Annotated in this window: 25 protein-coding genes; 13 read left to right on the top strand and 12 right to left on the bottom strand. The window is 56.3% G+C overall.

All coding sequences use genetic code 11. From position 1 onward, the window contains the following. Positions 1 to 6: 6 nt before the first annotated feature. Both ACA049_RS10370 and ACA049_RS10365 read right to left on the bottom strand, forming a co-directional pair. Positions 7 to 804 carry an aldolase gene (locus tag ACA049_RS10370; protein ID WP_497335138.1) on the bottom strand — a complete coding sequence of 266 codons (798 nt, stop codon included), beginning with the start codon at positions 802 to 804 and terminating at the stop codon, positions 7 to 9. 17 nt (positions 805 to 821) lie between these two features. Then, the gene (locus ACA049_RS10365; RefSeq protein ID WP_497335136.1) at positions 822 to 1,526 is read right to left on the bottom strand and encodes a haloacid dehalogenase type II; all 705 of its coding nucleotides are present in this window, start codon (positions 1,524 to 1,526) and stop codon (positions 822 to 824) included. 108 nt (positions 1,527 to 1,634) lie between these two features. Between ACA049_RS10365 and ACA049_RS10360 the strand changes: the two genes are divergently transcribed. Both ACA049_RS10360 and ACA049_RS10355 read left to right on the top strand, forming a co-directional pair. Next, entirely contained in the window at positions 1,635 to 2,483 is an 849-nt protein-coding gene (locus tag ACA049_RS10360; RefSeq protein WP_497335134.1) for a LysR substrate-binding domain-containing protein, read from the top strand. Between the two features lie 111 nt (positions 2,484 to 2,594). After that, entirely contained in the window at positions 2,595 to 3,062 is a 468-nt protein-coding gene (locus ACA049_RS10355) for a hypothetical protein (protein ID WP_497335132.1), read from the top strand. A gap of 189 nt (positions 3,063 to 3,251) precedes the next feature. Here the strand turns inward: ACA049_RS10355 and ACA049_RS10350 are convergent, their stop codons facing one another. Next, the gene (locus ACA049_RS10350) at positions 3,252 to 4,994 is read right to left on the bottom strand and encodes a L,D-transpeptidase family protein (RefSeq protein WP_497335130.1); all 1,743 of its coding nucleotides are present in this window, start codon (positions 4,992 to 4,994) and stop codon (positions 3,252 to 3,254) included. An 81-nt stretch (positions 4,995 to 5,075) separates the two neighbouring features. On the opposite strand from ACA049_RS10350, the gene ACA049_RS10345 reads away from it, so the two are divergent. The 4 genes from ACA049_RS10345 to ACA049_RS10330 all read left to right on the top strand — a co-directional run bounded on the left by ACA049_RS10345 (position 5,076) and on the right by ACA049_RS10330 (position 8,746). Continuing rightward, on the top strand, positions 5,076 to 5,780 hold the full coding sequence (locus tag ACA049_RS10345) for a murein L,D-transpeptidase catalytic domain family protein (RefSeq protein ID WP_497335128.1): 705 nt from the start codon (positions 5,076 to 5,078) through the stop codon (positions 5,778 to 5,780). A gap of 146 nt (positions 5,781 to 5,926) precedes the next feature. Then, on the top strand, positions 5,927 to 6,745 hold the full coding sequence (locus ACA049_RS10340; protein ID WP_497335126.1) for an alpha/beta fold hydrolase: 819 nt from the start codon (positions 5,927 to 5,929) through the stop codon (positions 6,743 to 6,745). Further along, positions 6,732 to 7,913, top strand: coding sequence for a PAS domain-containing sensor histidine kinase (locus ACA049_RS10335; RefSeq protein ID WP_497335124.1), 1,182 nt, complete (start codon positions 6,732 to 6,734; stop codon positions 7,911 to 7,913). Before ACA049_RS10340 ends, ACA049_RS10335 begins: the two co-directional genes overlap by 14 nt. A 47-nt stretch (positions 7,914 to 7,960) precedes the next feature. Further along, entirely contained in the window at positions 7,961 to 8,746 is a 786-nt protein-coding gene (locus ACA049_RS10330) for a transporter substrate-binding domain-containing protein (protein ID WP_497335122.1), read from the top strand. A 49-nt stretch (positions 8,747 to 8,795) separates the two neighbouring features. On the opposite strand, the gene ACA049_RS10325 is transcribed toward ACA049_RS10330, so the two are convergent. Beyond that, on the bottom strand, positions 8,796 to 9,008 hold the full coding sequence (locus ACA049_RS10325; RefSeq protein WP_497335120.1) for a hypothetical protein: 213 nt from the start codon (positions 9,006 to 9,008) through the stop codon (positions 8,796 to 8,798). Between the two features lie 250 nt (positions 9,009 to 9,258). Between ACA049_RS10325 and dusA the strand changes: the two genes are divergently transcribed. Further along, the gene (gene dusA, locus ACA049_RS10320; protein WP_497335118.1) at positions 9,259 to 10,254 is read left to right on the top strand and encodes a tRNA dihydrouridine(20/20a) synthase DusA; all 996 of its coding nucleotides are present in this window, start codon (positions 9,259 to 9,261) and stop codon (positions 10,252 to 10,254) included. Positions 10,255 to 10,308: 54 nt separating this feature from the next. Here dusA and ACA049_RS10315 read toward each other — a convergent pair whose 3' ends face one another. After that, the gene (locus tag ACA049_RS10315) at positions 10,309 to 11,142 is read right to left on the bottom strand and encodes an undecaprenyl-diphosphate phosphatase (RefSeq protein WP_497335116.1); all 834 of its coding nucleotides are present in this window, start codon (positions 11,140 to 11,142) and stop codon (positions 10,309 to 10,311) included. Positions 11,143 to 11,641: 499 nt separating this feature from the next. Between ACA049_RS10315 and ACA049_RS10310 the strand changes: the two genes are divergently transcribed. From ACA049_RS10310 to ACA049_RS10295, 4 genes are all read left to right on the top strand, one after another. Then, positions 11,642 to 12,382 carry a winged helix-turn-helix domain-containing protein gene (locus ACA049_RS10310; RefSeq protein ID WP_497335114.1) on the top strand — a complete coding sequence of 247 codons (741 nt, stop codon included), beginning with the start codon at positions 11,642 to 11,644 and terminating at the stop codon, positions 12,380 to 12,382. A 28-nt stretch (positions 12,383 to 12,410) separates the two neighbouring features. Next, positions 12,411 to 13,160, top strand: coding sequence for an EAL domain-containing protein (locus tag ACA049_RS10305; RefSeq protein WP_497335112.1), 750 nt, complete (start codon positions 12,411 to 12,413; stop codon positions 13,158 to 13,160). A 30-nt stretch (positions 13,161 to 13,190) separates the two neighbouring features. Continuing rightward, positions 13,191 to 13,880, top strand: a complete 690-nt coding sequence (locus tag ACA049_RS10300; protein WP_497335110.1) for a helix-turn-helix domain-containing protein — start codon at positions 13,191 to 13,193, stop codon at positions 13,878 to 13,880. Between the two features lie 362 nt (positions 13,881 to 14,242). Further along, entirely contained in the window at positions 14,243 to 15,637 is a 1,395-nt protein-coding gene (locus ACA049_RS10295) for an undecaprenyl-phosphate glucose phosphotransferase (protein ID WP_497335108.1), read from the top strand. Between the two features lie 245 nt (positions 15,638 to 15,882). Here the strand turns inward: ACA049_RS10295 and ACA049_RS10290 are convergent, their stop codons facing one another. The 6 genes from ACA049_RS10290 to galE all read right to left on the bottom strand — a co-directional run bounded on the left by ACA049_RS10290 (position 15,883) and on the right by galE (position 21,991). Then, complete coding sequence (locus tag ACA049_RS10290; RefSeq protein ID WP_497335106.1) at positions 15,883 to 17,961, bottom strand: YjbH domain-containing protein; 2,079 nt, start codon at positions 17,959 to 17,961, stop codon at positions 15,883 to 15,885. After that, positions 17,958 to 18,680, bottom strand: a complete 723-nt coding sequence (locus ACA049_RS10285; protein WP_497336813.1) for a capsule biosynthesis GfcC family protein — start codon at positions 18,678 to 18,680, stop codon at positions 17,958 to 17,960. Before ACA049_RS10285 ends, ACA049_RS10290 begins: the two co-directional genes overlap by 4 nt. A 35-nt stretch (positions 18,681 to 18,715) precedes the next feature. After that, positions 18,716 to 19,381 (bottom strand): YjbF family lipoprotein, encoded by a 666-nt coding sequence (locus ACA049_RS10280; protein WP_497335104.1) that lies wholly within the window; start codon positions 19,379 to 19,381, stop codon positions 18,716 to 18,718. A 14-nt stretch (positions 19,382 to 19,395) separates the two neighbouring features. After that, positions 19,396 to 20,505, bottom strand: a complete 1,110-nt coding sequence (locus ACA049_RS10275) for a polysaccharide biosynthesis/export family protein (RefSeq protein ID WP_497335102.1) — start codon at positions 20,503 to 20,505, stop codon at positions 19,396 to 19,398. Positions 20,506 to 20,591: 86 nt separating this feature from the next. Further along, the gene (locus tag ACA049_RS10270) at positions 20,592 to 20,834 is read right to left on the bottom strand and encodes a hypothetical protein (protein ID WP_497335100.1); all 243 of its coding nucleotides are present in this window, start codon (positions 20,832 to 20,834) and stop codon (positions 20,592 to 20,594) included. A gap of 140 nt (positions 20,835 to 20,974) precedes the next feature. Next, complete coding sequence (gene galE / locus ACA049_RS10265; RefSeq protein WP_497335098.1) at positions 20,975 to 21,991, bottom strand: UDP-glucose 4-epimerase GalE; 1,017 nt, start codon at positions 21,989 to 21,991, stop codon at positions 20,975 to 20,977. Positions 21,992 to 22,302: 311 nt separating this feature from the next. On the opposite strand from galE, the gene galU reads away from it, so the two are divergent. Then, positions 22,303 to 23,136, top strand: coding sequence for a UTP--glucose-1-phosphate uridylyltransferase GalU (gene galU, locus ACA049_RS10260; RefSeq protein WP_090182155.1), 834 nt, complete (start codon positions 22,303 to 22,305; stop codon positions 23,134 to 23,136). Between the two features lie 28 nt (positions 23,137 to 23,164). Beyond that, complete coding sequence (locus ACA049_RS10255) at positions 23,165 to 23,572, top strand: mannose-1-phosphate guanylyltransferase (protein WP_497336811.1); 408 nt, start codon at positions 23,165 to 23,167, stop codon at positions 23,570 to 23,572. Positions 23,573 to 23,576: 4 nt separating this feature from the next. Here ACA049_RS10255 and ACA049_RS10250 read toward each other — a convergent pair whose 3' ends face one another. After that, positions 23,577 to 24,716: an SGNH/GDSL hydrolase family protein gene (locus ACA049_RS10250; RefSeq protein WP_497335096.1), complete on the bottom strand. Its 1,140-nt coding sequence runs from the start codon at positions 24,714 to 24,716 to the stop codon at positions 23,577 to 23,579. Positions 24,717 to 24,725 lie beyond the last annotated feature (9 nt).

Here is a 24,725-nt window from a genome sequence, read left to right as displayed (position 1 = left end):
CTGAGCTTAATCTACGCGGGGGGTGAGGGGCAATTGTCCTTTGGAGAGCCGCCGCATCGCACTGTGCAAATGCGCCCGTGCGCTTTCGGCGTCGCCCAGGCGCATTTGCTCGTAAGCCCGCTGGGCAATTTCATGGGGCACCGGCTTGAGGTCGCGCTGGGTCGCCATCGCTATCAGTTGCACTTGCGCGGCACGTTCCAGGTAATACAAATCGTCCCAGGCTTCGGCGATGGTCGGCCCGGCGACGATCACCCCGTGATTTTTGAGAAAGAGGATGTCGGCGTCGCCCATGACACTGGCAATCCGGTCGCCTTCGGATTCATCGAGGGCCAGGCCGTTGTAGTCTTCGTCCACCGCCGTGCGACCGTAAAATTTCAGTGCCGTCTGACCCAACCACAACAGCGGCGGCCCCTGCAGCAAGCACAATGCCGTTGCGTGAGGCATGTGGGTGTGGAACGCCACTTTCACTCGCGGCAGCTGTTTGTGCAGTCGGGCATGGATGTAAAACGCGGTCGCCTCGGGCTGCCCTTCGCCGTCCACGACATTGCCGTGGAAGTCGCACACCAACAGATTCTGCGCCGTCACCTCAGCAAACGCGTACCCGTAGGGATTCACAAAAAACAGATCATCCCGGCCCGGCACCATCGCCGAAAAATGGTTGCAGATGCCCTCCTCCAGGCCATGCAGCGCGGCCAGTTGAAAACACGCGGCCAACTCCGTCCGGGCGGTGACAGCGGCTAGCGAATCCAGGTTGAGGTCGGCATAACGCGCAGCACGCGAACGGCCTGCAAGGGTGTGTGCCATGGCGAGGTCTCCTTTTTTTACCAGCCGAGGGATGTGAACAAAGGCACGACCTGATCCAGCGTGTTCAATATCGCATCGGGTCGGTAGTCCGGTAGCAATTGCCGACCGGTGCCACGGTCGATCCATACGCAGCGAAAGTGCATGTCTCGGGCGGCGGTGTGATCCAGTGTCGGGCTCGCGCAGATGTGCACCACTTGATCACGGCTGACACCGAGCTGTTCATGAGCGTAGTCAAACAGCCGCGGATTCGGCTTGTAGGCCCCCGCCTGTTGCGCGGTGATGACCCGGTCGATATGCCCGCCGAGTTGCGCGACGTTGCCGGCAATAATGTCGTCGTCGGTGTTGGAGACGATGCACAGCTTGAAACCCATCGCCTTGAGTTTCGCGAGGGTCTCGATCACTTCAGGGAACGGCGCCATCCGCGGAATCGCCCCGGCCAGGCGCTGACTGTCTTCAGGCCGGCTCGACAAGCCCAACTCCTCCAGGGCGAGTTGCAACCCGAGCGTACTCAGTTGGCGAAACGAGCGATGCGGCGGAATCTGTTCCAGCCGATGTTCGTGGCGGTCGTAAACCTCGATCAGGCGAGCGACTTCAACGCTGTGATCGCCCTTGTCGCGCAATATCTCGGCGACCACGGCTTTCAAGCCTTCATCCCACTGGATCAACGTGCCGTAGCAATCGAAGGTCAGCCATTCGGGGCGCGAGGTGTTTTCGAGTGTCATGTTTATAGCCTCTGAAGGGTGATCTTCAGATTACGAGCCATTTGCGATAGTGTGAAATTAAATTAATATCGACTCGTCAGTGGCAAATCAAATATCAAGGAGACCGCCATGCTCGATCTTGAACTGCTCAAGACCTTCGTCTGCGTGGTCGACGAAGGCAGCTTCACCCGCGCCGCCGAACGCGTGCATCGAACCCAATCCACCGTGAGCCAGCAGGTTCGCAAACTGGAAGAATTGGTCGGTCATCCGCTGCTGCTGCGTGACCGCACCGGCCAGAACGTCACAGTCACGGAACATGGCGAACTGCTGATTCACTACGCCCGGCGCTTGCTGGCCCTGTCCTCTGAAGCGGTTGAAGCGTTGGCCAGCGACCTGGATCTGGAGATCCTGCGCATCGGTGTGCCGGAGGACTTCGATGCGCGGCGCATGGCGCTGATCCTGGCTGGCTTCAATCGCGCGCGGCCGCAAGCCCGGCTGGAAACGGTCAGCGGCATGAGCACGGATCTGAAGCAGAAACTCGCGTCGGGCGAGATCGACATCGCCCTGGTCAAACGCGAACCGGACAGCGGACCGTGCTGGGCGGCGTGGCCGGAAGTGCTGGTGTGGGTCAAAGGTGCGGGCGTGGACTCGGCCAACGGCGTATTGCCATTGGCGTTGTTTCCGCAAGGGTGCATTTATCGGCAGCGGGCGATCCGCTTGCTGGACGTGGCGCAGCGCCCCTGGCGAGTGGCGTTTGGCAGCCACAGCTTGACCGGAATTCAGGCGGCGGTGGCTTCGGGACTGGGGATTTCCGTGCTGCCAGCTTCTGCGGTGTTGCCGGAGCACAGCGTGTGCACCGATCTGCCGGAATTGCCGCCGACGGAATTGGCATTGATTAGCCGCGAGGGAGCGTTGACCGGGTTGCAGCGGGATCTGGTGGAGTTTTTGCGGGGCGAGTTGGCGGTCTTGGGCAATTGAGTGATGAGTAGAAATGATTTGTCACGCATGGGTGGCTGACATGACGCAGGGCAAAGCCCGGATGGCGTTGAAGGAGCTACGATTACTCTTACATCACGACAGGGAATCGAAATGAGTAAGGCAGACGAGCTTGCGGCGAAACTGAAACAAACCCGGCCTACCAGTGCGGATCAGATGATCGACAGCTGGCCCGGCCAAGTTTACGAGTTGTATGAGCAGATCGGGGCGTGGCTGCTGCCAGTGACCGAGGTGGGTTTGATCCTGCGGCGTAATCCCACTCACGTATTCGAACGCGATCCGGACGGTGAAACTTTCGACTACGCCATCGACCAACTGCTGATCGAAGGTAACCGTCATACCATCACCTTTGATCCTGTTGCACGCTTCACTACAGATGGCGAGGGACGTGTCGAGATTCACTCCAGCAGCAAAGAGTTCGCACTCCTGCGCACGGTGGGTGAACACGGCGAAACGCACTGGTGGCTGCAGGTGATTGAGCAGGCTGGACAGCAACTGGATGCGGTAGCGCTGACTGAGAGCAACTTGTTGGCGGTGGTGCAAGAGGGGCTGGAGATCTGAGGCGTTACGGGCGACCGACTTGGCAACGCGGCCCCTGTAGGAGCTGTCGAGTGAAACGAGGCTGCGATCTTTTGACCTTGATCTTTCTGGCATCACTGAAGATCAAGATCAAAAGATCGCAGCCTCGTTTCACTCGACAGCTCCTACAGGATTAAATGGGGACGGACTTATTTAATTGAGCGCAACCCCCTACTGCTGGCTCGGCCCCGCCGCCACCACCGCCGAATGCAACTCCATCACAGGCACTGGCGAAGGCCGGTTCAACGCGCGCAACACCGGCGCATCGTAGCCATACACATCAGGCTTGAACGACACTCGCCCGTCACTGCCCAAATCCACCGTCCAGTACGCCAGCAACACCGGTACTTTTACCGGCAGCCGAATGTTCTCGGTCTTGCCGCTGGCCAACTGCTTTTGAATCCCTTCGCTGTTCCAGCGTACCGGGTCGTTGAACAACAATTCCACCAGCTGCAGCGGATTCTCTACCCGGATGCAGCCTGAGCTGGTTGCACGGACGGTTTTGGCAAACAACTCGCGGTGCGGCGTGTCGTGGAGGTAAATCGCATAATCGTTGGGAAACCGGATCACCACTTGGCCGAGCGAACTGTCAGGCCCAGCATCCTGGCGCAGCGTGAGGCCGCGCGGGTTGGTCCAGTCGACGGTCGACGGATCGAGCACGTTACCTTCCCGATCAAGCACCTTAATGCGATTGGCAGCAAGGTAGCCGGGATTGCTCTGAACCTTCGGCAGCATATCTTCCTTGAGGATCGTCGGCGGCACGGTCCAGGTCGGGTTAAACGTGATGTAGGTAATCTGCGCCTGGAAGATTGGCGTATTGCGCGCCGTTTTGCCGACCTGCACCCGGGATCGCCAGATCGGCAGACCATCGCGGTACATCGCCACCTTGTAGCCGGCGATATCGACGATGACGAACGTGCCCTGGAGTTTGTAGAGCAGCCAGCGCGCGCGCTCCATGTTCACCCGGACCTGGTCGATTCGCGCATCAACGGGCACGTTCAGCGCCGCCAGTGTTGTCGCCCCTGCCATGCCGTCCGCGCCAAGGTATTGCTCGTTTTGATACTTTTTCACCGCTGCGGTGACGGCGCCGTCGTACTTCGTACCGTGGATCAATCGTGGATCGAGAAAGCCTGCCGCGACCATCCGCGCGCGCAACTGCGCGACCGCTGGTTCGTCCATGCCCGGTTTGAGCGAGTGGTCGACCACCACTTTCGGCCAGCCGCCCCGATCCCGGATGCCGCGCAGTTGGGCCAGGGCCTGACGCAAACCGACGTACACCGCTTCTTGCGGTGGCGCCTGGGCAAACGCCTTGGCCACGTCGTGACTGTCGAGCGCCGCGAAGAAGGCATTGACGTCGTCACGTGGGTCGACGCCATTCGAATCAAAGTTCCAGTGAATATCGAGTCGCGAAGGATCAACCTTGCCGCGACGCAGTTGCAGCAACGCGGTGATAAACGTATGCGTGGTCGCCATATCGAAAGCCGCCCGCTGCTCGGGTGTGACCGGCGTGGCTTGCATCGTGGTCTGCGACCGGACCAATTCATCGATATGAAAGTCCGCCGGGGTCAAGCCATCGGCCTCGGTCGCATTCAGGCTGGCGATCAATTGCGCGACATCGCTGTCATTCGTCCACGCCGCGCGATAGGCACGGTGGGTATAAAAATCCATGACCAGACGGCTGACATCCACCCGCCGATTGCGGGGTGCAGTGAGCAACGGCGGAAATGCAGTTTTCAGCGGCTCAAGCGAGGCCTGGATCGCTTGACCGACGTTATCGTCCGCTGCGGCTTCGACAACGGAGTTAGGCGCGTTTACAGGCTCAATCGGCGAAGTTTCCGCGAACGCCGTGCCGCTTATCAGAAAGCCCATAAAAAATACGCGGCTTATGACGAATAACCTTGTTAAAAGCACCATGAATAATCCTTAATCTCCCGCATTCAACGCCTGGCTGCCATCGCACTGCTAGACTCGAACTTAACATGATGAGACATCTATATGGCGCCACTACGTATTGGCTATCTACTTTCGGCCCTGCTACTGACTGCAATGTCCGTACCGTCAGCCTACGCCGATTCCCTCGCGGCCGCCCTCATCAAAGCGGCTCCGAAAGCTAACGCCAACGTCATCAACCTCGCCGTTCGCGCCTCGCAATGCAGCATCGCCCAAGGTAAAGCGCCTGTCCAAAGGCTCGCGGTCATCGACTATTCCCTGCCTTCGACCGAACAGCGCCTCTGGGTGTTCGATTTAAAGAAGCGCAAGTTGCTGTTTCATGAACTGGTCGCTCACGGTCGAAACAGCGGCGAGAACATGGCTGTCAACTTCTCCAATCAAAACGAAAGCTTCGCCACCAGTCTCGGCCTGTACCGCACACAGTCAAGTTATGTCGGGCAGAACGGCTACTCGTTGCGCATGGAAGGCCTGGAGCCGGGTTTCAACGACAACGCCTTTGACCGCGCCATCGTGATTCATGGCGCGCCGTATGTGAGTCCGGTCCTGGCCCGTGCAAACGGGCGGATTGGCAGAAGCCTCGGTTGCCCGGCGGTGAGACCGGCGGTTGCTCGTCGGCTGATTGATTCGATGAAAGATGGGCAGCTGTTGTTTTCTTACTATCCGGATCAGCGTTGGCTGAAATCATCTTCGTACATCAATTGTGGCAGCGGCACCGTGGCGTCGGCCTCCAAGACGACTGTGCGCAAATGAACATCGCGTGAAGCGGTCTGCAATTAACAGAGGGCGTCTCATCAGGGCGCCCTCTTTCTATAGAGCAACGCGTGACCTGATGCCTGCGACTATCTAAACTCCCACGGATGCCAAAAAATACATTTGGCCCGCCCGGGAAGACACGCATGGACCTTCAACATCGCAACAACGCAAAAGTGATGGGCGACGGTCCGGCAACGCTGATCTTCTCCCATGGCTTCGGTTGCGACCAAACCATGTGGCGCTATCTTGTCGACAACTTTACGGGTCGTTTCAAAGTCGTTTTGTATGACCTGGTCGGCGCCGGGCAGTCGGATCTCACTGCCTACGACAAAGAAAAATACGATTCACTGGCCGGATATGCCCAGGACCTGGGCGAAATCATCGATCAGTTCGCCACCGGCCCGGTGATTCTGGTGGGTCACTCCGTCAGCGCCATGATCGGTGTCCTGGCGGATCGTCAGTCCCCCGGAAAAATCGTCGCCCACGTCATGATTGGTCCTTCACCCTGCTACATCGATTCCGACGACTACGTGGGCGGATTCAAACTCGAAGACATCCACTCTCTGCTCGACACCCTCGACAGCAACTACCTCGGCTGGTCCAGCACGATGGCCCCGGTGATCATGGGCGCACCAGGGCAACCGGCGCTCGGCGAAGAACTCACCAACAGTTTCTGCCGCACCGAACCCGACATCGCCAAGCAATTTGCGCGGGTCACGTTCATGTCGGACAACCGCAAAGACGTCGCGGGCCTGGCCACGCCGACCCTGATTCTGCAATCCACCGACGACCTCATCGCCCCGATCGTCGTGGGTGAATACCTGCATGCCGCACTCCCCAACAGCACGCTCTGCCTGGTGGCCAACGTCGGCCATTGCCCGCACATGAGCGCGCCGAGTGCCTGCTCCGAAGCCATGGACAGCTTCCTGTCGCTGTGGGTGGGTGCCGATGTCGACCGATGACCCGTCACTGCCCGACCCGCAGACGCTATTCGACGGTGCGCCTTGCGGCCTGGTGGTGACGAAAGAAGACGGCACGATCCTGCGCAGCAATCAGACCTTCAGCAACTGGATCGGCTTCGATTCCCAAGCGTTGATCGGCCGACGCTTTCAAGACCTGCTGACCATGGGCGGGCGCATTTTTCATCAAACCCACTGGGCACCGCTGATGCAAATGCAAGGCTCCGTGGCCGAGGTGAAACTCGATCTGGTTCATCACGACAAACGGATCGTCACCATGCTGCTCAACGGCGTAAGACGCGAGTACGCCAGCGGTGCGTTTTATGAACTGGCGCTGTTCGGCACCACCGACCGCGACAAGTACGAGCGCGAACTGCTCAACGCCCGAAAACTCGCCGAGGACCTGCTGTCCAAAAAAACCGCCGCCGACACCGCCCTTCTCGAGGCCCAGACCCAACTGAACCGGGCCTACGAAAAAGCCAAACGCCGCGCCTCTTTCGCCGAACAAATGGTCGCTATCGTCAGCCACGACCTGAAAAATCCGCTGACCGCGATCAAAATGGCCTCCGACATCCTCGCCCGAGGACAACGCACCGCCAAAGAAACCAAGATGCTCGGCCACATCAGCCAATCGGCGGAACGGGCGGAGCGCATGATCGCCGACCTGCTCGACTTCGCCCTGGCCAGAGTCGGACGCGGCATCGGGATTTCTCTTACGTCGCTGGACCTGCATTCCTTCGTCTGCCACAGCGTTGATGAACTGCGTGTAGCATTCCCCGAGGCGACATTGCTGCACCAGTCCATCGGCACCGGCATCGCTTATCTGGACGCTGACCGGGTGCAGCAAATCATTGGCAACCTGGTCGCCAATAGCGTGGCTTATGGCGACTTGCAGCAGCCGATTACTATTACTTCGCAACTGGAAGATGATCAGGCTGTTGTGTCGGTACAAAACCACGGGCCGGTTATTCCCGAGTCATTGATGGCGATTCTGTTTGAACCGATGACTCGCGGCACCGAGACGGACAGTGATGTCCGCAGCGTGGGGCTGGGGTTGTTTATCGTCAGGGAAATCGCCAAGGCCCATGGCGGGGATGTTTCGGTAAGTTCGAGCCTGGAGGGTGGGACGGTGTTTAGTGTTTATTTTCCATTGGGGACCGCTGCGCTCTAAGCGCTGCGCCGAGAACTGATCAAATCCATTATGGAAGCCGGATAACAATGAAAACCCTGAAAAGCACCTTCATGCTCGGTGGCCTGCTCGCCCTATCATTTGCCGCGCAGGCAGAGCCATCGCATCTGGACAACATCATCCAGCAAGGCCAACTACGCGTTTGCACAACAGGCGACTACAAACCCTATACCTTCAAAGCCGAAGACGGCGAATACTCAGGAATCGACATCGCCATGGCCCGCTCACTGGCCGACAGCCTCGGCGTGAAGGTCGAATGGGTGCAGACCACCTGGAAAACCCTGATGCCCGACATGCTGGCAGGCAAGTGCGACATCGGCGTTGGCGGGATATCGGTCACGCTGGAACGCCAGAAAAAAGCGTTCTTCAGTACAACACTGGATGTCGACGGCAAGATCCCGTTAGTGCGCTGCGAAGATCAGGCGTTGTACCAGACCGTCGAACAGATCAACCAGCCTGCGGTTCGTTTGGTCGAACCGGCCGGCGGCACTAACGAAGCGTTTGTTCACGCGTTTCTGCCCAAGGCGCAACTGAGCCTTCACGACAACGTGACGATCTTTCAAGAACTGCTGGATAAGAAGGCTGACGTGATGATTACCGATGCGTCGGAAGCGTTGTACCAGCAGAAACTTAAACCCGGGTTGTGTGCGGTTAACCCGAGCCAGTTTATGCAGTACGGTGAGAAGGCCTATCTACTGCCCCGTGACGATATGACCTGGAAGTTGTATGTCGACCAATGGCTGCACCTGGCCAAGGTGACCGGCAACTACCAGAAAGTCCTGAGCCAGTGGATTGCCGCGCCCTCGCCCAAATAAACGCCACAACCACGCCCCGGCGGAAACAGCTTCCGCCGGGGCGTCACACCTAATCGTCGTGCAGCAACCCCGAGCTGTACTCGCTGAAACTGCTACCGATCGCGCTTCCGCCAAGGTTTAGCTTGTTGGCGCCATGACCGTCGAATGATTGGCAGCCTTCTGAAAAACAGGTGCTGGTGCTGGTGCTGGTGCTGACGCCTGAGCAGGCGGTTAACAGCAAAGCGCTGGTGATCATCACGACTTTTAAGAGGTTTGAGATCATTTTTCAGGTTCCTGGGGGGGGGTGGAAGCATGGGTGGTATGACCGTTGCTTTTTATCCTAGGACGACAATTCATCAGACATCATGAAACTTGGCTGGGCGACAGGATTGGTTCAGCGATAGCGGTTTTTGATGTAAAAAAGGGCGCTCTCTTCTACCGCAATGCCACCCCAGTCAGACTAGCCTCAACCTCAAAAGCCCATTCCTGATAAACTCCCCGCACCTCCCAGCCTCACCGATTCCAGATCCCTAATGTCCGTATCCAACGCCACACCCGCCCCGCTCTCTCGCCGCTTCTCCGTCGCCCCGATGATGGATTGGACCGATCGCCACTGCCGCTTCTTCCTACGCTTATTGTCGAAAAACGCCCTCCTCTACACTGAAATGGTCACCACCGGCGCGCTCCTCAACGGCGATCACGAACGGTTCCTCCGTCACAACGAAGCCGAACACCCGCTCGCCCTGCAACTCGGCGGCAGTGTTCCGTTGGACCTGGCCGCCTGCGCCCGCATGGCTCAGGACCACGGTTATGACGAGGTGAATCTGAATGTCGGCTGCCCGAGTGATCGGGTGCAGAACAATATGATTGGTGCGTGCCTGATGGGGCATCCGCAGTTGGTGGCGGATTGTGTGAAGGCGATGCGCGATGCGGTGTCGATTCCGGTGACGGTGAAGCATCGGATCGGGATTAATGGGCGGGACAGTTACGAGGAGTTGTGTGATTTCGTCGGCACGGTTCGGGATGCCGGGTGCACGAGCTTTACGGTGCATGCGCGGATTGCGATTCTGGAGGGGTTGTCGCCGAAGGAGAACCGTGACATTCCGCCTCTGCGTTATGACGTGGCGGCGCGGTTGAAGGCGGATTTTCCGGAGTTGGAGATTATTCTCAATGGCGGGATCAAGACGATGGAAGCCTGTCACGCGCATTTGCAGACGTTCGACGGCGTTATGCTGGGCCGTGAGGCGTATCACAATCCTTATGTGATGGCTGAGGTGGATCAGCAGTTGTTCGGCAGTACGGCGCCTGTGATCACTCGGGCGGAGGCGCTGGCGCAGTTGCGGCCTTATATAGCGGCGCATATTGATGCGGGCGGTTCGATGCACCATATCACCCGGCATGTGCTGGGGCTGGGTACCGGTTTTCCGGGGGCGCGCAAGTTTCGGCAGTTGCTGTCGGTGGATATTCACAAGGCTAAAGAGCCTTTGGCGTTGCTGGATCAGGCGGCGGAGTTGCTTGAAGGGCGTTAATCAGTTTTATCTTTATAAACACCAGGCTGGTGGGTCTTCAGCCTGGTTCAAGTGTCAGAGCGCTGCTGCTTCAGTCCAGTTAACCCAACCGAATGCCCATGTGGCCAGAATCACCAGACCGAATGCAATTCGGTACCAGGCGAATGCGGCGTAGCTATGGCTGGCAATAAACTTGAGCAAACCGCGCACGGCGATCATGGCGAAGAAGAACGCGGTGACGAAGCCCAAGGCGAAGACTGGCAGGTCGCCGGCCTGGAACAGATCGCGATATTTGTAACCGGAGTAGACGGCGGCACCGACCATGGTCGGCATGGCCAGGAAGAACGAGAACTCGGTCGCCGCCTTGCGCGACAGTCCAAACAGCAACCCGCCGATAATGGTCGATCCAGAGCGCGAGGTGCCCGGTATCATCGCCAGGCATTGAGCGAAACCGACCTTTAACGCGTCGGACCAGCGCATGTCGTCGACATGGTCGACATACACCACATGTTCCCGTTGCTCAGCCCACAACATGATGATGCCGCCCACAACCAATGCAATCGCCACGGTAATCGGGTTGAACAGATACTCATGGATCTTATCGGCGAACAATACGCCCAGAACAACTGCCGGCATAAAACCGATCAACAAGTTCAAGGTAAAACGTTGTGCATTGCGTTGGGTTGGCAGGCCAGTGATGATCTCGAGAATCTTGCGTCGAAACTCCCAGACGACGGCCAGGATGGCGCCCAGTTGAATGATGATGTTGAAGGCCATCGCTCGCTCACCGCCGAAGTCAAGCAGGTCCGCAACAATGATCTGGTGCCCTGTACTGGAGATGGGCAAGAACTCTGTCAGCCCTTCCACCATGCCTAAAATCAATACCGTTACGGTAGTCCAAAAATCCATTAATCCCCCTCATCGACAAAAGCAAATCCGCTGACGAACTTCTATTTTATCGCCAACGCGCCAGTAAAACGCATTTAGCCGGGCATTAAAACTCAACGTTAGTAAATGTCCATGACCGCACCATCAACTTGAGCGTTATATAACAACCCATATCAGCTAGTTCAAAACAAACGACAGACCCAAAACAGCACATAAAGCAGACCAGTTACGGCAATCCATAACACCTATTTAACGAATTCAACTACGGACGCTCTAGCCACCGAGGTCATGCTTATTGAACTGGAAAAGCGGGACATCGAGCGAAAAGATGGCACAATGATACTCCTTTGCCACTGCGCGAACGAAGCGCAGGTAGCACAAAGGATCTCGTCAGATTGGCAGCAATGTTAAAAAAATTGTGGCGCCTGCTAGAAAAACCGGGGAAATGTTACCAATTGTCAGTCACAAATGAGAATCGGTGCTTTAACATCCAAATGTCAGCACCCAGCCGAGTCAAAGCATGATGCTTACAGGGAAATTAACGAATACCAGCCACAGCCACACAAAGGAGGTGACAGGTATTCTCACCATTGGGCGGACCCATAGTTTAGCTGAGGGTTTCAGGACATTAGTTGCAAGTTATGTAGCGCATGATATACCCGTTGATACGATGTGTTACAACAACTCGTTTAAAAAAAACAAGGACTCCCACTCATACCGTGCAGTATTCATTGTCATTGACAGCCCTCAGGCGTTTGATGAAAGTCTCGCCCTTGTGGAAAATATGCGAGCCGACAACCAGGCCCTTATTATTTTCATAGCCATCACCGGTAAAGGCACCTACAACAAGATGAAATATTATCTTGCTGGCGCCGACCATTGTATTAAATTCAGTACGCCCCCTGAAGAAAACCCGGACGTGCTTTCGGAGTTTTTCAACAGTGCAGAATGGCACAAGCAGCACAATTTGCTCTTGGACCCGACGCGTATGTGCCTGATTGGAGACTATAAAAAGCTCGACGTATCGTTTCCGGAAATGAAAATTCTCGAAGCATTCTCCGAAACAAGAAACCAAATATTGAGCCATGATGAAATTGCCAGAATCATGGGTCTGAATATTACTTTTTATGACCCTAGAGCCTTGGAAAAATCAATCAGCCGTCTGCGCGGAAAGATAAAAGGCATGTATGGCACCAACGCCATTCAAAGTATTCGTGGGCATGGATATCGTCTTGTCAGGGGTCTGATCTCGACCGCCTGATGATTAAAATGCAGGGAGTTTTTGCAATATGAACGCTACGATGAGCGCGTCACACATCTATCGTGCGAGTCATTATCTGTCTCGACAATTGATCCTCACTCGCGACGACTGCCCGTTTGGCAGCGAGATCAGAATCCAGTTTGACGACAGTCAGGCTCATGCATCCTATGCGCCTGCGCAAGAGATGAACGGCATCTACAGTGAAGTTCTCATGCAGACCCGGCTGATTGCCTTTTCGCTAAAAGATCATAATATCTCTAATGAAAACAAATACTTAAGTCGTCGATTCGTTTGCGTTGGACAATCAGATCTCGCCGACTCAGCCCTTACGGAAGAGTTGATACAGTCCAGCGACGCCCTCCGCGATTTTGGCCAGACACTGGTTATCGCGTTCAATGAGTTACCCCTTTCGGCGGTCAGCTTTATTGATAAAAAGAAAATCCTCAACAACGTATACCTGTTGAAAGATCACGGCGTAGAAATTGCGTTCGATGGCTATAACATCGAAAATGAAAGTATCGAAATATTTACAACCCTGAATCTTTTCGACTATATAAAGATTCCCCTTTCAGCCCTAGACTTGAGCCTTAAACTGACGGGCAACCCCGATTTATTCAATCGACTCCACGAACGCATGACCATGCTGTCTCATACCACTAAAGTCGCCTTCATAGCCGACAGAGTCGAGCATGCTGCTAGCCATATACTGGCACGCGCGTTACCTTTTGATTACTTTCAAGGGAGCCATTACTCCCCTGCCGACATCCTATTAAACTAATAACCGAGTGTGCCCCTTCAGGAGAGAGACATGGAAAGCAGTACACCCCTCCCCAGAAAATATTTTGTCGTAGTTACTCATAGCCCGGCATTACAACTTGAGCTTGAGGCATTACTGTCGAGTGAGCGATATAACTCATTCGGTACGTCGCAGGCAAAGATGTTTGTCGAAGGTGTTGCCCTACCCTCTTCCGCCCCTAAACTAATGGAGTTTATCTCCCCTCACCTGGACAGGATTGTCCCTCCTGTTATCAAACATGATACACAGCGCATACTCTCGACATTCGAATCCGAGTGGCGTGCGGCTCAGTCCGATACTCGGCTCAAGAATATCTCCTCATTGGCAAATGACGACCGGGATGACACCCGTGATTCACACTTCGACGTGGCGACCAGCCCCCACTATCCTTATTCCGAAGCCTGGCGACTGAGCAATGTCAATGGCGCTTTGATTAAAGATGACGTCGAGATTGTCTTGACTGGCCTGGAGGCCACACTGGTCAAGAAGATGCTGCACCATGATGACCGGGTAGTCAGTAAAGATGATCTTATTCGGAGCATTGGCAGAGAACCCGAACATTATCGGGGCCTGGAAATGTGCCTGAGCCGGCTACAGGAAAAGTTTAAAAATGCCAGTAATGGCGAACGTCTTTTCCGAGCGGTCAGAAATCGCGGCTATTGCCTGATCCAAAAAATCATACGGGGGAAAAGCCTCACCTGAGCCAATGAAATGACCACGATGGTAGTGCATACAAAAACAACAAAAGCACCCACCCATTTCACCCTCCAGCGCCTCCCCTCCCCTCAAATAAATCCCCCCGCACCTCCCACCAGACCAACTTATAACATCGACTATTTCTAACACACCGCCCCCCCCAACATAACCGTCAGATGAACAAACCACTCGTTAAAAGTCGTCAGACAGCTTTCAGTTCAATAACTTAATCTATTCACTGACGAGCGCGCCGCACAGTGGCGTTTCGCCCGTCAAAGTTTCGCCCTCTTATAACAATAATAATATTTATCACATCAACTTGGCTGTTGTCTGTCGACGCGCGAATGGACGTATTTTGGGGATATCGCATGGTTAACAATCTTCGTATCAATCGAAATACCCACCTCAAAGGATTGACCTTCTGGGGACAATGGGCACTGGGTCAGGGCTTTGTTGTTGCCCTGTTGTTTCTATTGGTTTATTACCAGACTGGAACGGTAGAGTTTTATTATCGAGTGTGCGCAATTCTTGCTGTACTCGCTTCGGTGCCCGCCTATACATGGTGTGGCGTCTATGCGAAGAAAGATAACTACCTGGAGGGATTGGGACGGTTGCTGATGGGCTGGACAATGACCCTCGCGGCTTTGGCCAGTGTGGCGTTCATCTGCAAGGCCGATGAATTGTTTTCCCGTCAACTGATCCTGGTATGGGCAGCCTGCGGTTACATCGGGCAGGCACTGTTGTACGTTCCGCTGCACGGATTCTCGCAATACTATCAACGCTCACTTCAAAGCGAGCATAAAACCCTGATCGTCGGCACCGGCGAGTTGGCATTGGGGCTCGCCAGGAAGCTGCGCAGCCTTGAACACTTCCCGCTGGTCGGGTTGGTCAGCACCGACACCACGCTCCCGCTGGCGATGGGTTCGCCACCGATCGTAGGTCCGCAGGAGCACCTGCTGGAGTTGATCAAGGCCCATGACATCCGACGTTTGTACATCACGCTGCCGCTGGGTGAAGCGGCAAAAATCGAAGCGATGTATATCGATTTGCTGGGTGCCAACGTAGACGTGGTCTGGGTGCCGGACTTGAACAGCCTGACGCTGCTCAATCACTCGGTAAGGGTCGTGGACGGCTTGCCGGCGATCTACTTGAATGAAAGCCCGTTGACCAGTCAGCCGACCGCTGCACTGAGTAAAAGCCTGCTGGAAAAGAGCGTGGCGCTGTTTGCCATTGTTCTTCTGAGCCCGCTGCTTTTGCTGATTGCTTTGGCCGTTAAACTCAACTCCCCGGGCCCGGTGTTCTTTAAACAGGACCGTCACGGCTGGAATGGCAAGGTAATTCAGGTCTGGAAGTTCCGCTCGATGCGCGTGCACGATGATTTAGAGGTCAAGCAAGCCAGCCGTAACGATTCGCGGATCACTCCGGTCGGACGCTTTATCCGTCGCACTTCGCTCGATGAACTGCCGCAACTGTTCAACGTGCTGCAAGGCCATATGGCCCTGGTCGGGCCACGCCCCCACGCTGTTGCGCACAATGATTACTACTCCGGAAAAATTCTCGCCTACATGGCGCGTCACCGAATCAAACCGGGGATTACCGGACTGGCTCAAATCAACGGTTGCCGCGGCGAGACCGACACGCTCGACAAAATGCAGAAACGCGTTGAGATCGACCTTAGCTACATCAACAACTGGTCGTTGTGGCTGGACTTGAAGATCCTGGTAAAGACGCCCTTCACCTTGCTGTCAAAAGACATCTACTGATGGCTTAGAAGTCAGAAACCGCAAAACGAAAAGGGGACGAAAGTCCCCTTTTTCGTGATCGCATACATTCCCTTGCAGGAGCTGTCGAGTGAAACGAGGCTGCGATCTTTTGATCTTGATCTTGATCTTCAGCGATGCCAAAAAGATCAAGATCAAAAGATCGCAGCCTCGTTTCACTCGACAGCTCCTACAGGGGAACACGTGTTTCCGAGCCAGCTGGCTGACACCCTGTAGACCGCCCGCCTTCACTCAGTGATCTTGTCGAAGTTACGGTAGAACAAGTCGCTGTCACGGCTATCGGTCATCGAGTGCAGCCAGTAGCTGCGATTGAGCCGAGCACCACCGTCCCGAGTCAGCGGCGACCACACGATGTTGGCGCGACGCATGGTCGACATGCTCATCAGCTCGTCGAACGGAATGGAGATGTAGATGCCTTTGTCGAAACTGCCTTCGCCGTATTCCGCTTTTGTCGCCGTAGTAAGCGTGGCCCAGGCACCAAATCGCACACCATTGCGGAACTCCCGGGACAAGTCGACCGTGGCACCCCAATCCCGCGCCAGATAGCGGCCGACGCTGACGGCTGCCTGAGTATCGAAAGGCAAGTCGGTATAACCGGTGATGTGGCCGGTCACGGTCGAGTAATCACGCAGGCCAAAACCCTGGTTGAACTCGCGCTGACGCACGTAGTTCAGGTCTGCGCCCACTGACCAGCGCTGGCCCACCGGACGAAACAGCACTTCACCACCAACCCCGGCAAACATCGACTCCAGATAGCCGCCGTAGACCATGCCATACAGGTCTTTATCCAACTGTTCGGCATGGGTGAGCTGGAACGTGGGCATGGTGACGTCAGAGGTTGTCAGGTACTTGCGCAGGTCCGTCCGCACCCGGGGCAAGCCACTCGGTGCGTCGTAGGTAAAGTTGTCGTAGTTGTTCACCAGGTTGGCGCTGAGCAGGCCGCTCCACCAGGTGTTGCGCGTGAAGCGATACTCGGCGTCCGCATCGGCACTCAACTGATAGAGCAAACCATCAGGGCCGCCGACGTTCTGTTTGTAGCCCAGCCCGATGCCGTAGTTGAACGGATCGCGCGCCGCGGTAAATAGCGTGGTTTCGTTGTGGGGCATCGCCCCGTTGACCTCGGTCGTGCGGTGCAACGTTTGCAGCGGCTCCTCGTTATTGACCACTTCGCGAAAGGTCTCGCGCGGCACACTGGTTTCTTCCAGCGGCATGTCGTAGCGCTTGTTCACCAGGGTGAACCAGTCGATATCGTCGTTGACGCTGTTGTCCAGAATCCGGCTGGCACGGCCGACAGCTTTTGCCGAATGGAAATAATTCGTCTGCTCACCGTACACAAACAACTCGGGACCGCGCTGAGTGATGCGCTCGACTTTATAGCCGGCATTTTTCCGCAGGCGTTGCGACACGTTGGCCCAGTTGACCTGATCCGGCGGGGTGGCGGGTGCGTGTGCCGGCAGACGCTCCGCTGGCGGGTCATAAGTCTTGGCCGGTGTCTTGCGGCTAACGAAGTTGGTGTGCAGGGTGATGCCGAACATCGCGGTATTGCCGCGCTCCCAACCTGCGCTGAGATCCACCGAATCGGTCAGCTTGAACACCGCGCCGATGTTGATCGGCGAGTCTTGCTTGATGGCATTGTCTTTCGGCTCGTGTTTGTAGTCGTTGCCTTCGTACTCGAGCTTCAGGCTGAGCGGGTCCCACGGTGTCTGGTAGGTCACGCCACCAAACAATGAAGGTCGCCCCCGGAAATAGGCATTGGTGTTGACGTCACCGGTGCCCTCGCCGTCTGGCCGGGTCTTGAAACGATCACTTGCCCAACCCAACGGGTTGTCGAAATCGCCTCGATTGCCGATGTATCCCCAGGCAATACCGGCGCTGAAATCAAAGTCGTCATAGCGTTTGTTGGCGACCAGGAATTCGCTGGAGAACAGGCCGGTACCGCCGATGTCGCGAAAGCCCAGCGCCAGTTCAGGCGCCCAGTGGCTTTCTTGCCACAGGCGGACCTTGAGGTCGACGGCTTTGTCCTTGTAACTCTGGTCGCCGCTCAACGACTCGGGGCCATACCGGCGGTTGGTGATCGCGGTGTAGCGAAACGAACCTTCCAGCCATTCATAGGGCTGCAATGAAACGCTGTAGCGGGTATAGGGGTCGGTTCGACTGGCATTCACACTCAACTCGCCGGCCGGGGCCATTCGGGCCGTCGGCGTCTGCATCAAGCCCACGCCGCCGAAGTCATTTTGAGTCAATCGCGGCTCTGCGTGAGCCAAACCACACGGCAACAACAGCACTGCAGCAAAACGTAAATTCAAGGAACCACCTCAGCCAGTTGCGTGGCAAGAAATTCGGCCAACTGCTGATTCAGTTCAGGTATAGGCGGATTAAGATCATCGGTTTTGACAGGGACCAGGATTTTGCTGCCGGCGGCAGGCACCTGCCCGCTTTCGCGATTCCACGGCGCAATGCCGACCCGGCGGGTGATGCCATCGGGCTGAACGATCCAGAGGTAATCGACGTCGGCATCGGTCAGCGGCGAACACCCTTGCAGGTAATCGCGGGCCTCTTGCAGCGGGCGATAGGCGAGTCGGCACGGCTCGGCGACAGCGCCCAACACTTCCACCACATCGGAACGCATCGGGTAGATCAGGCTGTCGCCGTCATCGAGGCGGAAGTTGCGGGCGAACCCGACCTCGACCGCGACCGGATCCAGCACGGCCACCTGGCGCCCGGTGACCGGCAATCGGCTGACCTGCTCGTACAACCGCAACGCCAATGCCGCCCGGCTCGGGCGATCGAAGAGCAATGCGGTGCGTTGCAGCACCTTCAAATCGAACAAGACCCCGGCTTTGAGCCGAGTCTGCTCCTCAATCAAAGGTTGCCGCAGCCAGGCGGCCGCCAGCCAGTAGCTTTCAGGATTGGGTAACGCCGAACGCATCACGTCCAGCACGCGGCCCCCGGGTTGCAGTTCGACCGCCCCCGGATTGCGCACATCACCACTGACGTTGACGGCCGCATTCGCACCGCCGGACATCAACAACAGGCACGTCCACAACACCTTGGGAAACTTCAACGGACGGCCCTGCGTTCAGAGGTCAACTGCACGACTTTCACCCTGAGCTGCCCCGTCAGTTGCTGTTCACTCTGGAGGATGAAACCGTTGGCCGGATCGACCCAATAATGATTGGTCGCGCGCAGGCCAATGGCCGGTGCCTCTATCTGCTCATCGACACGCAGCACGGCGTATTCCTTGTCCAGGATCCTGATGGTTTCCATGGGTTTTCGGCTGAAGCGACTGCGCACGGCCACACCCACTTCGTAACCGCGATAGAGATCGATCCAGCGCTGGCTGGTGTAGCCATCGGGCAGCCGGTGAAGGCCTTGCTTGAACGGCGAATCGTCTTCGATGCGGGTCCCGTCCAGGTCACCTTCGAAGCCCAGTCCGACGGTGCGAACCGCCAGGCCGTCGCGCAGCAACAGCACTTGCTTGCCGGACGCGACCCAGTACTGCAAGTCGCCTCGCTCACGCACCATCGCCAACACCCCTTCGCCGGAAGGAGTGGACAGCTTGAGTTGCGGATACTGAACTTCGGCCACTTGCGCCGGGGTCAACTCCAGTTCGTCGGGCCCGGTGGCCACGGCTTTGAAGTTGGCCAGCGTGGCCTTCATCAGCGGATTACATCCACACAACAGCAAGCCCGCCATCACGCAGACGCTAACTTTCAACGTTCTCACAGTGGGACCAGACCTTATCTGCTGTTGGCTTCACTTAAGTTGTTTTGTGCCGCGGCGCCCATGCCGAGAATCGAGGCCGATGGCACCAATTGGCTGATGAAGCGGTTCCAGCGGGTAACGTTGGCAGGGCCTACGTAAACAATGTCCTGGGGACGAACATCGAAGTGAGTGGCGAGCGCCATGGCGGACGGCGACTCGGCTTGCAGCTGATAGATTTTGGCGGGTTCTACATCGAGGTTTTCCACACCGCGAATGACGTACACGGCGTTGCCGTTGGAGGTGGTCTGGTTCAATCCGCCGACCGAGCCAATGACGTCAGAAAGATTCATGGTGCGGGTCTTGAACGTCAACGCACGCGGCTGATTGACCTCACCCATCACGTAGATCTTTTTGCTGTCGTTGTACGGCAAATACAACTGATCGCCGCCTCGAAGGTAGACCTTCTGCAACTCGGCATTCTGCTGATTGAGCCCATCGAGATTCAGCGGATAGCTGCGTCCATTTCGCGTCAACAGCAACCCGGATAAATCGGCGTTAAGCGGGTCAACACCGGCCGAACCCAAGGCTTCAACCACATTGAGCGGATTGGTGGAAATCGCTTGTGGGCCTGCTTTCAATACAGCGCCCGACACCACCACTTTCTGGCTGGCAAAGCGCAGCACGGCAACGTCCACTTGCGGGTCGGAGATGAAGGTCGACAACTTCTCGGCAATATCAGATCGCAGTTGCTGGATGGTCTTCCCGGCCGCCTGGACTTCTTTGATGTAGGGGTAATAAAGCGTGCCATCGGAACGAACCAGACGACCGTTTGCATCGATCTGCTGTTGCGCGCCTGAAGGGGCGGTCAGCTCGGGGTGATCCCATACCGTGATGTACAAGACATCGTTGTTGCCGATGCGGTATTCGTCGGGAGTGGTCAGCAATTCCGGAGGCAATGACTCATGTGTCTGAGTGGCCCTGTCCATGGCGATGAGCTTGGGGGTAATCGGAATAAGCTCGACCCGACTGTTTTCACTGGCGCCTTCGCGCGTGATATCGCTGGTGCTCATATGTTGCCCCGGCGAAAACATACAACCTTGCAAAGCAATACTTGCCAGCATTAAAAAAGGAACACTACGAATCATAATGGCACTACGCTATTCAAGGGCAAACCCAAAACAAGATCGCCCAGTGTTAGCCGGGCAATCTTGTGTGACACCTGCGGTATTTCTCAGTTTGTGCCGGTGGTCCCGGTAGTGCCAGTAGTCCCGGTACTTCCGGTTGTTCCGCCATTGGAACTTCCACCGCTGTTAGAGGCTGCCACCGCGCCGGCAACCAACGCAGTGCTGGCCAGTGCAGCTTGTGCCGCCGTTACATCACCCAGCACTTTTGTATCCAGTGTGAGCGGTGCTTCTACCGCGAACGCCCCACTGCTCATCATGGACAGCGCGGCAATTACCATCATCTTTTTCATATCAAACTCCTTCCTGCGTGTTCTTTATATCTACGGACTTGCGACATGGGTTTCCAGTCAATTTTCCCGACCATAATTAACATCGCGTCCTGATATAACAGTTCAGCAGAAAAAACCGGGAACTGAAGGCCCTTCAAGCCTTATTCGAGGTAGCCCCTGGGATGGTTCGATTGCCAACGCCAAGTGTCCGTCATCATCTCCTGCAAACTCCGCGTGGCCTTCCAGCCAAGCTCCTTCGCCGCTTTGGAGGGATCGGCCCAACACTCGGCGACATCGCCCGAACGTCGCGGCATCACGCGATAAGGCACTGACCGTCCGGAAGCCTGCTCGAATGCTCGCAGTACCTCGAGAACGCTGTAGCCTTCGCCCGTGCCGAGGTTCCAGATGTTGATTCCCGTGCGTGACGAAATCGACTGCAATGCCTTGAGATGCCCGTCCGCCAGATCCACCACGTGGATGTAGTCGCGCACGCCGGTGCCATCGACGGTGGGGTAATCGTCACCAAATATCGATAGTTCCTGCAGGCTACCGACGGCAACCTGGCTGATGTAAGGCACCAGGTTATTGGGAATTCCGCTAGGGTCTTCCCCCATATGCCCACTGGCATGAGCGCCGATCGGGTTGAAATAGCGCAGCAGCGCGATGCTCCAGCGCGGCTCTGCCGCACACAGATCCTGCAGCACGTTTTCGATGAACAGCTTGGATTGTCCGTAAGGATTGGTCGGTGTGCCTGTAGGAAAATCTTCACGAATCGGCATCTGCTCCGGCGCGCCGTACACCGTGGCCGAAGAACTGAACACCAGGCGGAACACACCGGCCGCGGCCATCGCCTGGCACAGCGTAATGCTCCCGCTGACGTTGGCTTCGTAATACTCAAGTGGCTTGCGCACGCTCTCGCCTACGGCTTTGAGCCCGGCAAAATGCAGGACGGCATCGATGCAATGCTCCTGAAAAATCCGGTCCAGCAATGCCCGGTCGCACACATCCCCGCGAATCATCAACGCGGTTTTGCCGCAGATGGCTTCAATGGCGTGCAGCGACGCGTCAGTGCTGTTGCAAAGGTTGTCCAGCACCACCACGTCGAAGCCCGCTTCAAGCAGCGCAAGTGTGGTGTGAGAACCGATATAACCGGCTCCCCCCGTTACCAGAATCTTCATAGAGCGGTCCATAGTGGGGTATTGAAGTGCTCGATTACATGCGATGTTTGATGCACACATAACGAATAGGCGCCAAACACTTATTAGCACTTCATAACAACCAACACTATTAATGGACACCGACTAAAACTAACTAAAGACCGCCCAGCCCGACAACTAATAACATTTACCCAACTCTGCACCCACTGATAATTGCCAATAAACCCCCACTCAGGTATTAAAGTACAACCTCAGTAATACTTCAAAACTCGCCGCCATTCCCGACACTGTTTTCTGTCTGGCTGTGGACAATGACTTTCCAGGATATATCTATGATTCGTAAATGCTTGTTCCCCGCCGCCGGCTACGGCACGCGTTTCTTGCCTGCTACCAAAGCAATGCCGAAAGAGATGCTGCCGATCGTCAACAAGCCTTTGATTCAGTACGCCGTTGAAGAGGCACGGGACGCTGGTTTGCAGCACATGGCGATTGTGACCGGCCGGGGCAAACGTGCACTGGAAGACCATTTCGATATCAGCTATGAACTGGAACACCAGATTCGCGGCACCGAGAAAGAAAAGTTTCTGGCCGGCACGCGGGAGCTGATTGAAACCTGCACGTTCGCCTACACCCGCCAGGTCGAAATGAAGGGCCTGGGGCATGCGATTCTCAGCGGTCGTCCCTTGATCGGCGACGAACCTTTTGCCGTGGTGCTGGCGGATGACTTGTGCCTGAACCTGCAAGGTGACGGCGTACTGGCGCAGATGATCAAGCTCTACAAAAAATTCCGCTGCTCGATCGTCGCCATTCAGGAAGTGCCCCGGGATCAGACTCACAAATACGGCGTGATCGCCGGCGAGCTGATTTCCGAAGGCATCTACCGGGTCAACAGCATGGTCGAGAAGCCGGCGCCCGAAGACGCTCCGTCCAACCTGGCAATCATTGGCCGCTACATTCTGACCCCCGATATTTTTGATCTGATCGCCGACACCCAGCCGGGCAAGGGCGGCGAAATCCAGATCACCGACGCACTGATGAAGCAGGCGCAGAACGGCTGCGTGCTGGCCTACAAGTTCGAAGGCCTGCGCTTTGATTGCGGTGGTGCGGAAGGTTATATCGACGCCACCAACTTTTGCTATGAGCAGCTTTATCTCAACGGTCTTTAACCAGACTCATTCACCCAGGCAGGCCACTATGACCACTGCAAAACGCTCGGTAGACATCGAACACAAAACGAGCAACTTCGGGGTGATGGCCTGGCTGTCAAAAACCCCGTCGTTATCGTCCACCTCGGCTGCCTGGTTTGGCACAACCTTGTTGGTTGAGCGTATCGGGGTGTTCCCCTCTTCAGGCGATATCCATCGCCCGATCAAGGACCCCTTTGCGCTCCTGGAGCACCTGAAAAGCCTGTACGCTCACCAGGCTCTGGACTTCGATGAGCGCGACGGGCTTAAAGTGATATTCAACGATTGGCGATTCCGGGTTCGCGTCCGTTACAGCGACCCGGCAATCGTCATCACTGTTGAAAGCCGACGTGATCCTGACTTGATGCCTCTGAAAACCGCAGAGCTGCTGAGCCATCTGGAACACTTTGAACGGTGAATGATTACTTCAAAGCGGAACCGCACTCACTGACACCACCAACAATCAGCCGATACACGTAATCAGCGATAAGCCGACCGCCCGAGCCCGGGATCGGGTGTATTTTGTCCGGGCCGATCATGGGTGTCGGCCCGTCATTGGCGTAGCGTTTAAAGTCCGGACCAAACGCGCACTGCAAACTCGAATACCCGATGCGTTCCGAACGCGCCCACGGTTCAAGCACCTGGGCGTATTCCGTCATCGGATAGGCGCTGGAGCGCGTTGTGTCCTGACGCAGGATCACGTTGATGCTCGCCACCGGATGAACTTCGCGAATCATCCGCACCAACCCTTTCATGTTCTCCAGGTAGTCCCTGGGCTTTACGCCAAACCCTTGGTCGTTACCGCCTAACATGATCAGGTAAACGTCCGCCGGTATCCTGGAAACAACAGCCTTCCATTGGTTTTGCCATTGGCGGTCGCTCTTGTAAAAGTCACCTGAGGCGGCGCCGGAAGCCGCGAGTTTAGAGACCCTGACACCGCCATGATTGTTAGCCAGCCACAGACCAAACAACGTCGGCGCACCTTTCACCACTTCGAGCCTTAACGCCCATTCAGCAGTGTCGGGAACGCTTAGTTGCACTTCCTGAACCCCTGAGCCCGTCATCGTCAAAGGATGCCAGGCGTCCGAAGGTGACCACCGATAGCGCATCTCACTGGTTTTGCCATCGCCCAGGTAAAGCAACTTGGCTTGGGCAATGGAGGTATTGATGACGGCCGTTTCGCTGGAATCCACTTCAAGATAAGCACCCGGTTGCCCGGAAACCGTGCGGCTGTCCGGACTTGCCTGGCCAAGACTGGAAACGTCCCAATCCCCTCCGAAGTACTTCTTGTTGCTGCGGGTGTATTTGAAATTCGAACCACCGAGTGCAGCGCCGTGATTAAACCCGACATAGCCAGGCCCGGCGAAACCAAACTCTTTCGCCAGGTGTTGAGTGAAGTCATTCAAGTAAAAGTCCTGCCCGGCGCTGTAGCTGTCGCCGATCACCGAGATGTCCAGCACCTCCCCCGCTTTCCCCTTGGCCATTGCGGCAAGCCGCTCGCGTGAACGGCTCACTTCGATCACTGGAGCCGAAACGGGTCGCACATCTTCGACATAGTCCATTGGCTCATC

The sequence above is a fragment of the Pseudomonas sp. LBUM1662 genome (assembly GCF_059695915.1).
The sequence above is the reverse complement of the archived record's forward strand: the minus strand, read 5'-3'. Positions and strand labels throughout refer to the sequence as shown.